Origin of the sequence: Protofrankia sp. Cj5, assembly GCF_917627405.1 — a bacterium.
Taxonomy (GTDB): Bacteria; Actinomycetota; Actinomycetes; order Frankiales; family Frankiaceae; genus Protofrankia.
This window is the reverse complement of the sequence record NZ_CAKJTO010000006.1, coordinates 43,303-58,264: the sequence shown is the minus strand read 5'-3', so window position 1 is coordinate 58,264 and position 14,962 is coordinate 43,303. Positions and strand designations below refer to the sequence as shown.

Below are 14,962 nucleotides of genomic sequence, written 5' to 3'. Positions count from 1 at the left end.
GGTCGGGCCCATTTCGTCCGAACAGGACGGTTCAGCTGACTGTGAGCACTGAGACGGCGTTTTGGCGGTAATCCGGGAGTGTGCCCCCCGGTACGGCGTGGGAAAGGCGTGATCGCGTCGTTGCCGGCCTGTTACGACGGAGGAGAGCGATTCATGGATGCCACGTTGAAGGCCCGTGCCCTGCATGCCGGTGACGAGCTGGAGGGCGCGTCCGCGCAGGAGATCCTGGGCTGGGCGGTGGAGGAGTTCGGGACGAAGCTGGTTGTGGCCGCATCCATGGCGGAGGCTGTGCTCGTCGACATGCTGGCCCGGATCTGCTCGGACGTCCCGGTGATTTTTATTGATACCGGTTACCATTTCGCTGAGACAATCGGTACTCGGGACGCGGTCATGCACCGCTACGACCTGCCGCTGATCAGTGCCGGCCCACAGCTCACCGTGGCTGGCCAGAACGCCGTGTACGGGCCGAAACTGTTCGAACGGGATCCGGACCGGTGCTGCCAGCTGCGCAAGGTCGTCCCGCTGGACCGTGCGCTGGCGCCCTACCGGGCGTGGGCGGCGGGCTCGCGCCGGGCCGAATCCGCCGGGCGCAGGAACCTGCCTGCCGTGGGGTGGGACGAGCGGCGCGGCAAGGTGAAGATCCATCCGCTGGTGGCCTGGACGGACGAGGACGTCAACCGTTACGTCCAGGAACATGACGTGATTGTTAACCCACTGCTGTCGGATGGCTACGACTCTGTCGGCTGCTGGCCGTGCACCAGTCGTGGTGAGGGCCGCGCGGGCCGCTGGGCCGGCAGCGCCAAGACCGAGTGCGGCATTCACTGACCTCGGCGGTTCTGGCTGTTGCGGGTGGAGGGGCACTGACAGCCTTCAGGTAGCCAGTGATCTACTGGCCCGGGGCGGACCACATTCCGTCATGGTTTGTCGGGCCGGTATGACGACATGTCGGATCGCGGTGCGATGATCTCGCGTGTGGTTGTCCAGCGTGTCTGGTCGGCCACCTGATGACGCATGTACTGAACACCGCGAACGGATCCGACCATGACCCTGCGATCCCCGACTGATGGCCCGCATGGCCCGCACGGCCCGGTGGCTGGTGCGCTGCACGCCTGGGTGGACGAGTCGCTGCGCCTTCGGGCTGGCGAGCCCGGCCTCTACATCCTGGCCGCAGCTGTCGCCGAGGTGTCGTCGTGCCCGCCGATACGTCGAGATCTCAATGACCTGCTCCTGAAAGGTCAACGCCGTCTGCACTGGCGGGATGAAGATGGTGCCCGACGGCACAAGTTCGTGAGCCTGGTCGCGAGGGCCGACCTGGAGCTCGTTGTCGTTGTAGGCACGCCGGGTACTGCCAAAGAAGCAGGAACGTGCCAGGCGGGTCTGCATGAAAGGCCTGTTGCACGAACTCGATCAGAGGGCGGTCGAGCGAGTGTGGCTCGAGTCCCGCACGACATCACTGAACAAAAAAGATCAAGTGATGGTCGCGGCGCTTTTCGGTAGTCATGTGATCTCTCATCGGTTACGTACCGGACACGCTTCACCGGTGTTCGAGCCGATGCTCTGGGTCGCTGATGCGGCAGCAGGGGCGATATCGGCTGCGCGCGACGGCCAAGGAGATTTTATAGCAATCATCAAGCATCTTACGACAACGATCGAAATCCCTGTCCGATGACAACCTGCCGCTTTAGAACAGCGCGAAGGCCGGGTCCCGTCGTCCGGCGGGGTCCCGACCATCACTTCCCATCCCCCCGAAGGAGGCGAGCATAGATCGAGAATGCGCCGTCTCGTGACCGTAGTCAAGTTGTCTCGTCATCTGGAGCAGGGATCGCGTGGCTGGCGAGTCCGGCCGAGGGACGTGCGGCGACGCGTCGTGCGGCGCTCGGGACGGTCCGGTGCGGGCGCCGGGGCGGGTCGGATGGTCAAGATCGAGGCTGTCGGGATGGCAACCTATAGTTAGAACTCGGGTGCGAAGGGTAGATAGCGAAGAGGGGGACCGGAGAAGGCGCAGCGGAGATATCCATGGGGGTCGAGTGGACTGTGCGGCGCACGAGGCTCACAAGAGCCTTATCGATCATGCTAGATTGGGCACCCTTTGTGATCTCACGGGGCGAACCGGCCGAACCAAGTCGCCCATCCAGGCCAGCGATCTCCGCGCGTTACTCCTGTTTCTTGCGGTTTTCCAGTGGATAACAGATTTTCTGGGGTGGGTTTTCTTCGGTATTTTCATTGCGGGTGTGACCGGGATCATCAGGCGAGAGTAGCGGATGCGTTACTGTTCAACCGATTTCTTTCATGGGTAGGTTTCACCGATTGCATGCTGCGTGAACCGTCCCGGCAGTAGCGTCGCGGGGATGAACGAGGGCCGGGCACACGATGAGGATGAGGGAGACAACGGCCGCGGGAGCGGGGGAGCCGGGGCCGCGAGCGCGGCGGGACGGGACGAGCCGCTGCGCGCTCCCGGTGAGGTCTGGCTGGTCGGGGCAGGGCCGGGGGATCCGGGGCTGCTTACCATCCGTGGCCGTGAGCTGCTTGGTCGGGCGGACGTCGTCGTCACGGACCGGCTGGTATCCGCGGGGGTCCTTGCGCTTGCCCGGCCCGGTGCGGAGGTTATCCACAGTGGCAAGAGTGCCGGTGCGCTGACTCGTACCCAGGAGGACGTCAACGCGTTGCTGGTCGACCGCGCGCTCGCCGGGCACCTGGTCGTCCGCCTCAAGGGCGGGGACCCGTTCGTGCTCGGCCGCGGCGGTGAGGAGGCCGAGGCCTGCCGGCTCGCCGGGGTGAGATGCACGGTTGTCCCGGGGGTGACCTCAGCGTTCGCCGGGCCCGCGTATGCCGGGATCCCGGTGACGCACCGCGGTGCCGCCCAGGATGTCGCGGTCGTCTCCGGGCATCTGTCACCCGGGCATCCCGACTCCACCGTGGACTGGGCGGCGCTGGGGGCGTCCCGGATGACCGTTGTCGTGCTGATGGGTGTCGCGCGGCTCGCCGGCATCACCGCGGCCCTCATCGACGGCGGCCGGTCGCCGGACACGCCGGTCGCGATGATCGAACGGGCTACCACGCCGGCCCAGCGTGTGATCCGCGGCACCTTGGACACGATCGCGGTCGACGCCATCGTGCTGGGCGTTCGCTCACCCGCGGTGGTGGTGATCGGTGACGTCGCGGCCCGTTGCGACGCTCCGCCGCCACTCATCCCGACAGATGATGCACGGTCAGCGAGCGATGGCGCTACCCGTCCGCTGCTGGGTGTTCGGGTGCTCGTCCCGCGGACGAGAGCACGTCCAGGCCTGCTCGCCGCACGGCTGCGGGCTCTCGGCGCGGACGCGGTGGAGACCGTGGTGTCCCGGCCCGGCCGCCGGGCCGGGCCGGGGTCACCGCTGGCCGACGTCGACGCCGATCCGGACCCGCGGATCGTCGAGGAGCTGCGTCACGGTGACCTGCACGCGGTCGCGTTCGCGTCGTCGACCGCGGCTCGGGCGACAACGGCACTTTACGGACCGTTGCCGGCCGGGATGCTGGTTGCGGCCATGGGCGAACGCACCGTCACGGCATGCCAGCGGGCCGGTCTGCGGGTCGACGCTGTGGCGGCCGAGCCTGGCATCCACCCGCTTGCCGCCGCCGTCGTCACCGCCGTGACCGAGGCCCGGTCGCGCTGACGGCGCTGGCCCCGGTGGCGGCGCTGCCAGGGCTGCCACCGGGGCCGGACAGCTGATTGCTGGCCAGCGTGTCCTCGATGCGGGAGGCAACCGCGGTCAGCACGCCGGGGTGCAGGCCGAGCGGGGCGGTGAGGTGCCAACGGGTGCCGGGGAACCGCTCCTGTGCCCTGGTGAGGGCGGCCGGGATGTCATGGGTGGTGTGGTTGCCCTCGAACAGGAAGAAGGGATGGGCGACGATCTCCGTGCAGCCCGCGGCGGCGAGAATCCCGTACCCGGCGGCGATGTCGGGCTCGATCAGCTCGAGGAAGGCCGGTTCCACCGCGTCCCAGCTGATCTGGACGTCGTTTGTGGCCCGATCAGCCTGGGCGAACAACCGCGCGAGTGTGCGGACAGTCGCGTTCGCCGTATCCCGTCGCGAGCCGTGCCCGATCACCAGTAGACCCCGCATGCCTACCAGTCTGCGCCGGACCCGCCCGATCAGCCGCCTGTGCCGGCGGCGTCGCCGGAGCCGTGGCCGTCGTCGGAGCTGTGACCAGGGAAGATCTTGGCGGACGGGTCGATGATGGGCGCGGCGTTGTTGACGGCCGTGGCGACCTCGCCGAAGCCGGTCGCGATCAGGCGTACCTTGCCGCGGTACTCGGTGATGTCACCGGCGGCGAAGACCCGTTCGACGCCGGTCGCCATGGTCGAGTCCACCACGATGTGGCGCTTGTCGATCGTCAGGTTCCAGCGGGTCAGAGGTCCCAGATCCGCGGTGAACCCGAGCGCGGCGACGATCGCCTGGGCCTGGCGGACCTGGCGCTCACCGGACTTGCTGTGGGTGAGTTCCACCTTCTCCACCTGGCCGTCGCCGTGGATGGCGGAGACCTCCGTGTGCGTCAGGATCTCGACGCGGGAGGACAGCACCTTCGCGACGGTGTGCGCATGGGCGCGGAAGCGATCGCGGCGGTGCACCAACGTCACCGAGCGCGCCAGCGGCTCCAGCGCGAGCGCCCAGTCGAAGGCGCTGTCACCGCCGCCGACGATGATGACGTCGGCGGCGGCGTAGACGTCCAGCTTCGGGACGAAGTACGCCAGGCCACGGCCCAGATGGTCGCCGCCGACAGGCAGCGGGCGGGGCGTGAACGTCCCGAGCCCGCCGGTGATGAGGACGGCCTTCGCCCGGACCCGTGTCCCCTGCACACTGGTGACCACGACGCTGTCGGCCTCATGAGCCAGTTCGGCGGCCTGTTGAGCGAGCAGGTAGGTGGGGGAGAACGCCCCGGCCTGCGCGACGAGCGCGGTGATGAGATCACGGCCGCGCACAGCCGGGAAACCGGCCACATCGTAGATCATTTTTTCCGGGTACATAGCGGTGACCTGACCCCCGGCCTCGGGCAGGGAGTCCATCAGCGCCACGGACATCCCGCGGAACCCAGCGTAGTAGGCGCCGAAGAGACCGGCTGGCCCAGCGCCGATGATCAGTATGTCGGTGTCGAGGTCCGCCGGTGTCGAGTTGTCCGGGCCTGCGGGGGTCACTGCGTCCACGCGTAACTCCTGGGGACTCTGCGTTCTGCGCCTGGGTGGCCCTGCCGGATTGCATTCGCAAGGGCCGGTCGGCACTACGGAAGGGAAACTCCGCTCCTATCCTGCCCCACGTAGAGCGACCGGCGATAGGGACGCGGCGTCTCCCGGGGCTGGGCGCATCCCCGAGCCCATTTCCTGATTGAGCGCCCGGCGGCAGCGGGCATGGACATGGCATCGCGCGCCGGCTATTTCTGATCGGCGGCCTGATCGGTGGTCTGGCCGGTGGTCTGGCCGGTGGCCTGGATCGATGGTCGCGGCGCGGTGCCGATGGGTGACACCGGCCGTTGGGGCCAAGCGGTACGCCCGATCGCCGTACCATCGCGGGGTGAGCCTTGCAGATGATGCCGACAGCGGTTCTCCGGTACTTTCATCATCGGCGTTGGGTGAGGAGGAGATCGCGTCCGTTCTCGCCCGTGCCGCCGGTGGCGGGCGGATCACTCCCGAAGAGGCGCTGCGGCTGTACACGAAGGCCCCACTGCATGCCCTCGGCCAGGCTGCCGACGCCGTCCGCCGCGGTCGTTTCCCGGACGGCATCGCAACGTACATCATCGATCGGAATATCAACTACACGAACGTCTGCGTGACCGCCTGCCGGTTCTGCGCGTTCTACCGCGCTCCTGGGCATTCCGAAGGCTGGGTCCGCGACGTCGACGACATTGTCGCGAAGTGTGGTGAAGCGGTGGAGCTGGGGGCAACCCAGATCATGCTCCAGGGCGGTCATCACCCCGAGTTCGGCATTGAGTGGTACGAGGGCACCTTCGCGGCAATCAGGCGGGCGTACCCGCAGCTCACCCTGCATTCTCTGGGCGCCAGCGAGGTCGTTCACATCGCGCGGACGTCCGGGCTGAGCCATGGCGACGTCATCGCCCGGCTGCGCGACGCGGGGCTCGACAGTTTCGCCGGGGCGGGAGCGGAGATTCTCACCGAGCGTCCTCGGCGCGCGATCGCCCCGCTCAAGGAGCCGGGGCAGGTCTGGCTGTCAGTCATGGAGACCGCTCACGGCCTTGGCATGGAGTCGACCGCGACGTTCATGATGGGCACCGGCGAGACCAACGCCGAGCGCATCGAGCACCTGCGGATGATCCGTGACGTCCAGGACCGCACCGGCGGTTTCCGGTCGTTCATCCCGTGGACCTACCAGCCGGAGAACAACCACCTGCGCGGCCGGACCCAGGCGTCGACCATCGAGTACCTGCGGCTGGTGGCGCTGGCCCGGCTCTTCTTCGACAACATCGCGCATCTGCAGGGCTCGTGGCTGACGACCGGCAAGGAGGTCGGCCAGCTCACCCTGCACATGGGCGCGGACGATCTGGGTTCGGTCATGCTGGAGGAGAACGTGGTGTCCTCGGCCGGTGCCCGTCACCGCACCAACCGGACGGAGCTGATCGGTCTGATCCGCGCCGCCGACCGGATCCCGGCGCAGCGCGACACCCTCTACCGGCACTTGGTCGTGCACCGTGACCCGGCGCAGGATCCCGTTGACGACCGGGTGGCCTCGCACTTCTCCTCGACCGCGCTGCCATCGCCACCCATGCTGCCGATTGTCGCCACAAGGTGACGCCTTTCATCGATCCGGCATGACGAACGGCCGGGGCCGGCAGCGGCAATCCCGCTGGATCTTCCGGACCCAGGGTGCGCTGGGAGCAGCTGCTCAACAGGGATAGCCGGTTACGGTGGCGTCCGGCTGGCCCCATTCACAGGGCGCTCGTGGGATCGCTGGGCTGTTTACCCGTTGCCTGGCCAGAGCGCCCTCGCGCCGCCCCAGCCCCGCGCCGCCGCGCCCCCTATTACCGGACGCTCTCAATCTCACCCAGTCATGTCGAGCGTTTTGGCGCGGGATGCGCTTTGCATACATTTCCAAGATTCAGAGTGGGTTCTTAGCGGTCGCCGCCGGCAGCGGTGGAGCGCTCGAAGCGTTCGGTCCAATAGATGTGATTTATATCACATACACTGGCTCTTGTTCGGTTGATTCTTTGCAACCAAAATCGAGTTTGCTTATCAAACTCACTATGCTGATGTGTGCTTCGTCCACTGGAGCCTGAACGGAATCTAGGAGTGAAAGTGGCTGAGGTCGTGTCCGGAATTTTGTCCGAACCGCTGGATATTCTGGGGCGACTGTTGGCGCCCGAGGGAAAGCAAAATCCATATCCATTATACGAGGAAATGCGCGCGCATGGCCCCGTGGTGACCATTGCGGGCGTTCATACATTTATCACCGGCTACGCTGAATGTGCGCAGGCGCTGCGGGAACCGCGGTTGTTGTCAACCGATGCGGCGGTTCAGGACCAGCGGCTTCAGGGCTGGCATGAGCATTCGTCCTGGCGCTGGCTCACACAGAACATGTTGTTCAGCAATGATCCGGATCACGATCGCCTGCGCCGGTTCTTCGGCAACGCGTTTTCCGCGCGGCGGGTTGCCGAGATGCGGTCGTTGGTTGAGGAGCTGGCCTACGATGCCGTGCGGCACGTCGCCACGCTCGGAGCGGGTGGCCAGGTCGTGGATCTGGTCCCCGAGTTCTCCTTCCGGTTCCCGATGGCTGTCATCGGCCGGCTGCTTGGCGTTCCCGAGGCCGACCAGCTGAGATTCCGCGAGGCCATCGGGGACATCACAAGTGCCCTCGAACCGGTCCGCGACCTACGCGAGCTGGAGCGTGGGGACGCGGGTATGGATCTGTTGGCGAAATACTTGACCACGCTCATCGCGCGGTTACGAGAGACTCCCGGCCCGGATCTGACCAGCGGCTGGATCAAGGCCCTGAACGAGGACGCGGAAATTACCGAGGAGGAGCTCTTAGCCAATCTTATGCTGCTGCTTGTCGCCGCCACCGAAGCGCCCCAGGATTTACTGAGCAACACGGTGAGGCTGGCGCTCGAACAACCCGCCCACGCCGCGCGGCTGCGCGAAAATCCAGAATTCGTGGAGAGTTTCGTCAAGGAGACGCTGCGGTTTGACCCGGCTGTCCAGGTCCTGAACCGGGTCGCTGCGGAGGACCTGGACTTCTTCGGGGCCCGCGTGACAGCACACTCCCCGGTCACGCTGCTCATCGCCGCGGGTAACCGGGATCCTCGCAGATTCGACAACCCTCTCATGTTTGATCCAGCCCGGCCTGACAACCAGGCACTGACCTTCAGCGCGGGCGGCCACTACTGTCTGGGCGCGGCGCTTGCCCACATGTCGGCCGAGGTCGTGCTTCCGCTGCTGCTGCGAAGTTTCCCGGACCTGTCGCTGGCTGGGGACGCGACCTTCCGCGTCCAGGTCGTCCAGCGCGGCCATGAGCACTTGCCAGTCGCAATCAACTGACATCGACACGCACAGCGAAAGGACAGTGCCGAGCATGGGCATATTGTCGGGAAAAACCGCCCTGGTCACCGGTGCGAGCAGAGGCATCGGACGTGCTGTCGCCGAACGGCTCGCCGCTGACGGAGCGCGGGTGGGCGTGCACTACGCCAACAACGGGACAGCCGCGAAGGACGTCGTGACGGCGATCGAGAAGGCGGGGGGCGAGGCATTCAGCTTTCGGACGGAGCTGGGCGTGCCGGACGACGCGGTTGCGTTGTGGGCCGAGTTCGACAAGTACGCCGACGGGCTCGACATTCTGGTCAACAATGCCGGTGTCGGCCTGACGGCACCGATTGATCAGGTGCAGGAAATCGATTTCGACCGGCTTTTCGCCGTCAATGTCAAGGCTCCGTTTTTTATCATCCAGCAGGGCCTCGGCCGGCTGCGCGACAGCGGGCGGATCATCAACCTGTCCAGCGCCACCGCCCGGATCGCGATGCCCCTCGTGGCCGCCTACTCCGCGTCCAAGGGCGCGATCAACACGTTGACCCTGACGCTGGCCGAGGCGCTCGCTCCCCGCGGCATCACGGTGAACGCGGTCGCGCCCGGCATCGTCGAGACCGACTTCAACCCGTGGCTGGCCATCCCCGAGATGCGGGCCAGGGTCGAGCGCTACGCGGCGTTCGGCCGCATCGCCACGCCTGATGACGTGGTCGGCCTGGTGGCGTTCGTGGCCTCGGAGGAAGCCCGATGGATCACCGGGCAGATTCTCGACGTCAGCGGTGGCTCCGGCCTCGGCAACGGATCAGCCTGATCCACCACACGGATACAGCGGCGCGCGTCCCTGGTGCGTGCGCCGCTTCTAGGGCGTGTCTGATGGATGTTGGTCGATGTGGGCGATGATCCAGAAAGTGGCCTGTAAGGCGGAGGAGGCCCGGATAGCGGTGTTCTATCCGGACCGACGACAACGCCGCAGGATGCCTTCTGGGCATTGATCCGCACGATCGAAGATCCATCAGACACGCCCTAGGCGTGTTTCTTGATCCATGCCTCTGTTGCCGGGCGCTCTTGCGCGCGCTCCTCCACCACCCGATGATCGAGAGGGTATTGATCGTGAAATCGCCAGGCCATCGAATCAACAGACGAGTCCTGCTGAGCGGTACCGCAGGAGCCGGTGGCGCCGCTGTGCTTGCGGGGGCCGCCCCCGCTGCCGCCCATGTGGACCCAGCCACCGGCCCGACGATCGGACCGGCCGATCCGCGTTATGCGTTGCTGACGACCGGGAACAACCAGCGTTTTGTGGCCAGACCCGAATATGTTCGAATGATCCATTCCACGGAGGATGCGGTCTCCGCGTTACGCGCGGCAGCCACGGCCGGAAAACGAGTCTCGGTGCGTAGCGGCGGTCACTGTTTCACGGACCTTGCCTGCAATCCCGACGTCCAGGTCATCCTGGATTTCTCCGATCTGAACTCCGTGGACTACGACCCAGAGCTGGGTGCGTTTGCCATTCAGCCTGGCGCTCGTCTGATCAATATCTACGAGAAGCTGTACAAGGGCTGGGGAGTCGCCCTTCCCGCTGGGGTCTGCTACAGCGTCGGCGCGGGCGGCCATGTCGCGGGCGGGGGATATGGCCTGCTGTCCCGGCAGCATCGACTGGTGGTCGACCACCTCTATGCCGTCGAGGTGGTGACTGTGGACGCCGGCGGGCGGGTCCGGATCGTGCGGGCGACCCGGGAGCCCACCGATCCGAACCGGGAGCTGTGGTGGGCTCATACCGGCGGTGGCGGTGGCAACTTCGGCCTGGTCACCAAGTACTGGTTCCGTTCTCCGGACGCCACCGGGTCTTCGCCCGCGGCCCAGCTGATGTCGCCTCCGTCGGAGGTGCTGTTCAACGCCGTCGCCATCCGCTGGGCCGATCTCGACCAGGCGAAATTCAGCCGGCTGATGAAGAATTACGGAGCTTGGCACGAGGCCAACAGCTCGCCGGACTCGCCATACCATTACTTGTCAAGCATCATCAACGTGGGCGTCAGAGCGGCTGGCGGCATCGGCGTGATCACCCAGGTGGACGCCACCGTATCGAACGCCGATCAGCTCCTGACGGACTATGTGGCCGCGCTCAACGACGGTGTGGGCGTCCAGCTGTACCCGCAGCCGGCGATGCCGCAGTTCGCGACCGCCCGGCGGCTGCCCTGGATGCGGGCGACCCGCTTGATCGGAACCAGCAACGTCACGGTTAACGACCCAACGCTGCGGGCCGCCCACAAGTCCGCCCTGATCCGGAGGAACTTCACCGACCAGCAGGTGGCGGCGCTGTACACCCGCCTGACCGATCCGGCTTATACCAACCCCCGGGCGATGGTGTTCCTTTTCTCGTACGGGGGACGGATCAACGATGTCGCGCCGGACGCCACCGCCAGCGCTCAACGCAGCTCCGCCTTCAAGATGCTGTTCCAGAACCTTTGGGACGACCCGGGCCAGGACGCGGTCAACCTTGCCTGGCTCCGCGGCCTGTACGCGGATTTTTTTGCCGCTACCGGCGGTGCCCCGGAACTTGACGGACAAGCTGATGGATGTTACATCAACTACGCCGACGCGGACATGGCCGACCCGACGTTCAACACTTCGGGAGTGCCCTGGCAAACGCTTTACTACAAGGGCAACTACGCCAGGCTCCAACGGGCCAAGCGGAAGTGGGATCCGTCGAACTTCTTCCGGCACTCGCTGTCGATCCAACCTTAAGAACGACCGGCAACAGGGGACGCGGCGTCGCGGGGCCAGGGCACGCACCTCGACGTAGCGGTCGAAGCCGGAGGGGCGATCGGCGAATCGACGACCTGTGGATTGTCTGTCAGGCTTGACCCCGTTCATGGGGTGACGTCGCGTCTGGCCATCACCGGGAAGGCGTCGCCGGTGAGCGGGCGGATGTGCCTTCCGGGAAGGACAGCATGTCGACATCTGACAGTAGTCGGGTCAACGCTGAAGGAAGCTGGGCGCAACGGGCTGAGGCACAACTGCCGACCCGGCGGGCCGAGGAGGAGGTCCAACGCCGGCTCGCCCATGGCCTGGCGGGCGCGCCGACGATCACCGATCGTACGATCCCGACCTTCGCCCGCGGGGAGGCACCGCACTTCGCGGGCGAACGGGGCACCTTCCTGAAATGCCCTTATATCGAGGATGTGCACGATGTCGGCGACGCCGAGGTAGCGATCTTCGGGGTCCCACTGGACGCCGGGACGACCTACCGGCCAGGCACGCGCTTCGGCCCGCAGGGTATCCGGCGCTCGACCAACCTGTTCGGCACCTACTCCTATGAACTCGGCGTCGACCTGCGCGAACAGCTCAATCTGGTCGACATCGGGGACGTGTTCACCATTCCCGGGAACCTGGAGAAGTCCTTCGACCAGATCAGCCAGGCGATGGCCCACGTCGTGCGGCGGGGCGTGGTGCCGGTCGTCCTGGGCGGGGATCACTCGATCGGTTTCCCGACCATCCGCGGGATGGCACCGTATCTGGACGGCAACATCGGGATCATCCACTTCGACCGGCACGTCGACACCCAGGAGAGCGACCTCGACGAGCGGATGCACACCACGCCGTGGTTCCACGCGACCAACATCCGCAATGCGCCGGCCACGAACCTGGTCCAGATCGGTATCGGAGGCTGGCAGGCGCCCCGGGCCGGTGTCAAGGTCGGCCGCGAACGCGGCACGACCGTCATCACCGTCGGCGACGTGGAACGGGTCGGTGTCGAGAAGATCGCCGAAGTCGCCTTGGAGACGGCGTGGAAGGACGCCACCGCGGTGTACCTGTCCTTCGACATCGACGTGATCGACGCCGGTTTCGTCCCCGGCACCGGCTGGCCCGAACCGGGCGGTCTGCTGCCCCGCGAGGCCCTCAGCCTCGTCCGGATGATCTCCGAACCCGGGCTGGCGGGCATCGAGGTCGTCGAGTGCTCCCCGCCCTATGACTGGGCCGAACAGACCGCGCTGCTGTCCAGCCGGGTGATCCTCGACAGCCTCGCCACCCAGATCCGCAGCGGCAAGCTCGGCCGCAAGCCAGCCACCGCCAGCCGCCACGCCTGGGGGCCCTACCCCGATGCCGCCAGCGATCATCATCCAGATCCCCTGAACACGACCATCGACCCGCACAGCCGGTAGCGCTTCACCGAGCTGGCTGACGGCGTGATCGGACGGGACCCCGGCCGGCTCCCGGCCGCGGGTCTCGAAATGCGCTCGGAGCGCGGCACTCTCGTGCGCACGCAGCTTCAGGAAGAAGCCATCTGCGCGTACGGGAACTCAGGCTAGCCTGGCCGGGTGACCGTGCCTACCGGACCGAAGATCGAATTGCACGTCCACCTGGAGGGCACCGTCCGCCCGGCGACCTTGTTGGAGATGGCGCGGCGCAACGGCGAGCCGCTGCCGGCAACCACGGTTGAGGAGCTCACCGAGCTCTACCGGTTCCGGGACTTCGATCATTTTATCGAGATCTGGATCCTCACCACGCACGTGATGCGCACCGCCGAGGACTTCCGCCAGGTCGTCGTCGACTATGCGGCCGAGGCTTCCGCGCACGGCGCGGTGTACATCGAGGGGATCTTCTCGCCATGGTTCCGGGTCCAGCGCGGGATCTCCTGGGAGGAGATCTTCAACGGCTACGCCGACGGCGTGGCCGAGGCCCGTGAACGGTTCGGCGTGGACATGCGTCTGACCCCGGACGTCGACCGCATCCTGCCGCCGGATGCGGCCTGCGAGATAGCGCGCCAGGCGGTCCGGTTCCGTGACCGGGGGATCGTCGGGCTGGGCCTTGGCGGGCCGGAGGCCGGCCATCCGCCCGAGCCGTATGCGCGGGCGTTCGCCATCGCCGCCGACGGTGGGCTCGCGGCTGTCCCACACGCGGGTGAGACCAGCGGGCCGGAATCGGTCAGAGGCGCTGTCGAGGCCCTGGGCGCCCGCCGCATCCGCCACGGCATCCGAGCGGTGGACGATCCTGGTCTCATGGCCGAGCTCGCTGGCCGGGGCATCGTCCTAGACGTCTGCCCGGTGTCCAACCTGCGGACGCGGTCGGTGGCCGAACTTGCCGCGCATCCCCTGCCCACGCTCCTGGCCGCCGGTGTCCGCTGCTCGCTGGCGACCGATGACCCGGCCATGTTCGCCACCAGCCTCGGCCGAGAGCACGCGGTCGCCGCCGCGTTGGGCGCCCGCGCCCGTGACCTTTACGAGGCAGGGGTCGCCGGGGCGCTGTGCGACCCGGCGACGCGGGAACGGCTGGCGGCGATCGGTGCCGTCACCGACTGGGAGGCGGTCCAGGCCGCGCTGGCTACGGTGGCTGAAGCTGATCAGTTGGCCGCGGGCATAGCCGCGGCTGGCCGCCCGGCCGCGTCCGGCGCCGGGACGGCCGGTGGGACCGGCGCCGGGACGGTGCCGCGATGAGCCCTCGTCCGAGAGCGGGCACAGCGGCCGGTCGGCCTGGGCTGGAGAAGCGGCCGGACGAGGTCGCGGCGATGTTCGACGGTGTCGCGCGCCGTTACGACATCACCAACACGGTGCTGTCCGCGGGCCGGGACAGCGGCTGGCGCATGGCGACCGCCGACGCGCTCGACCTGCGCCCGGGACTGCGGGTGCTGGACCTCGCGGCTGGCACCGCCACGTCCGCCCAGGCCTTCGCCTCCCGCGGAGCCATGGTCGTGGCCTGTGATTTCTCCCTGGGCATGTTGCGGGTCGGCCGCCAACGCCTCCAGCGCCGGCCCGGCACGGCCGTCGGCGCCGGCGGCGGCGCTGTCACGCTGGTCGCCGGGGACGGGCTCGCGCTGCCGTTCCCGGACGCGTCCTTCGACCGGGTGACGATCTCGTTCGGCCTGCGCAATGTCGTCGATGTGGATGCCTGCCTCGCGGAGCTGGCGCGGGTGACCCGGCCGGGCGGGCGCCTGGTGGTCTGCGAGTTCAGCCGGCCCACCTGGGCGCCGTGGCGCACGGTCTACCTGGAGTACCTGATGCGGGCGCTGCCCGGGCTCGCCCGCGCGGTCAGCAGCAGCCCGGGTTCCTACGTCTACCTGGCTGAGTCGATCCGCGCCTGGCCGGACCAGCCGGCGCTGGCCACCCGTATCGCCGGAGCCGGCTGGACGGGGGTTGGCTGGCGCAATCTCACCGGCGGCATCGTGGCGTTACATCGCGCCGTCCGCCCGCCCGGCGCTGGCGCCCGCGACCACTGACGATAGGTCCTGGCCTGTGTCTGTTCCGCCTCTGTCCTGCCTGTGAGCTGGCACATCATCCCCATCTGACCGTCCGGCTACGCTGATCCAGCCATCGGGTTCCCGGCCCTCGCCCGCTGGTCCGCACGACGCGGGGCAGGTTCGCGATCCCGGCGCCTGTGCCAACCGCGGGCGCAGGGCCTAGACTCGCCGTTGCGCTCGTGAAAACGTTCACGAGCGGCGGAAGTGTGGCGAGTGGGAACACCCCGGC

12 protein-coding genes are annotated in these 14,962 nt (G+C 67.4%); 10 read left to right on the top strand and 2 right to left on the bottom strand.

What is annotated here, in order from left to right; all coding sequences use genetic code 11:
* Positions 1-153 precede the first annotated feature (153 nt).
* The 3 genes from MJ777_RS03125 (at position 154) to cobA (ending at position 3,653) form a co-directional block, all read left to right on the top strand.
* Complete coding sequence (locus tag MJ777_RS03125; protein WP_239312417.1) at positions 154-825, top strand: phosphoadenylyl-sulfate reductase; 672 nt, start codon at positions 154-156, stop codon at positions 823-825.
* A gap of 556 nt (positions 826-1,381) precedes the next feature.
* Positions 1,382-1,669, top strand: coding sequence for a hypothetical protein (locus MJ777_RS03120; protein WP_239312418.1), 288 nt, complete (start codon positions 1,382-1,384; stop codon positions 1,667-1,669).
* A gap of 649 nt (positions 1,670-2,318) precedes the next feature.
* Positions 2,319-3,653 carry a uroporphyrinogen-III C-methyltransferase gene (gene cobA, locus MJ777_RS03115; protein WP_239372978.1) on the top strand — a complete coding sequence of 445 codons (1,335 nt, stop codon included), beginning with the start codon at positions 2,319-2,321 and terminating at the stop codon, positions 3,651-3,653.
* Here cobA and MJ777_RS03110 read toward each other — a convergent pair.
* Positions 3,622-4,101, bottom strand: coding sequence for a sirohydrochlorin chelatase (locus MJ777_RS03110; RefSeq protein ID WP_239312420.1), 480 nt, complete (start codon positions 4,099-4,101; stop codon positions 3,622-3,624). The two genes, cobA and MJ777_RS03110, sit on opposite strands and share 32 nt — an antisense overlap.
* Positions 4,102-4,130: 29 nt before the next feature.
* On the bottom strand, positions 4,131-5,180 hold the full coding sequence (locus tag MJ777_RS03105) for an NAD(P)/FAD-dependent oxidoreductase (protein WP_239312421.1): 1,050 nt from the start codon (positions 5,178-5,180) through the stop codon (positions 4,131-4,133).
* Between the two features lie 364 nt (positions 5,181-5,544).
* Between MJ777_RS03105 and mqnC the strand changes: the two genes are divergently transcribed.
* From mqnC to MJ777_RS03070, 7 genes are all read left to right on the top strand, one after another.
* Positions 5,545-6,777 (top strand): cyclic dehypoxanthinyl futalosine synthase, encoded by a 1,233-nt coding sequence (mqnC, locus tag MJ777_RS03100; protein ID WP_239312423.1) that lies wholly within the window; start codon positions 5,545-5,547, stop codon positions 6,775-6,777.
* Between the two features lie 503 nt (positions 6,778-7,280).
* Positions 7,281-8,519: a cytochrome P450 gene (locus tag MJ777_RS03095; protein WP_239372976.1), complete on the top strand. Its 1,239-nt coding sequence runs from the start codon at positions 7,281-7,283 to the stop codon at positions 8,517-8,519.
* Between the two features lie 34 nt (positions 8,520-8,553).
* A complete protein-coding gene (locus MJ777_RS03090) occupies positions 8,554-9,312 on the top strand; it encodes an SDR family oxidoreductase (RefSeq protein ID WP_239308484.1) in 759 nt (252 codons plus the stop codon).
* 299 nt (positions 9,313-9,611) lie between these two features.
* Positions 9,612-11,243 (top strand): FAD-dependent oxidoreductase, encoded by a 1,632-nt coding sequence (locus MJ777_RS03085; protein ID WP_239308483.1) that lies wholly within the window; start codon positions 9,612-9,614, stop codon positions 11,241-11,243.
* 206 nt (positions 11,244-11,449) lie between these two features.
* On the top strand, positions 11,450-12,661 hold the full coding sequence (locus MJ777_RS03080) for an agmatinase family protein (RefSeq protein ID WP_239308482.1): 1,212 nt from the start codon (positions 11,450-11,452) through the stop codon (positions 12,659-12,661).
* Between the two features lie 162 nt (positions 12,662-12,823).
* A complete protein-coding gene (gene add, locus MJ777_RS03075) occupies positions 12,824-13,933 on the top strand; it encodes an adenosine deaminase (RefSeq protein WP_239373002.1) in 1,110 nt (369 codons plus the stop codon).
* Positions 13,930-14,712, top strand: coding sequence for a demethylmenaquinone methyltransferase (locus tag MJ777_RS03070; RefSeq protein WP_239308481.1), 783 nt, complete (start codon positions 13,930-13,932; stop codon positions 14,710-14,712). Before add ends, MJ777_RS03070 begins: the two co-directional genes overlap by 4 nt.
* The last annotated feature ends 250 nt before the right edge of the window (positions 14,713-14,962 follow it).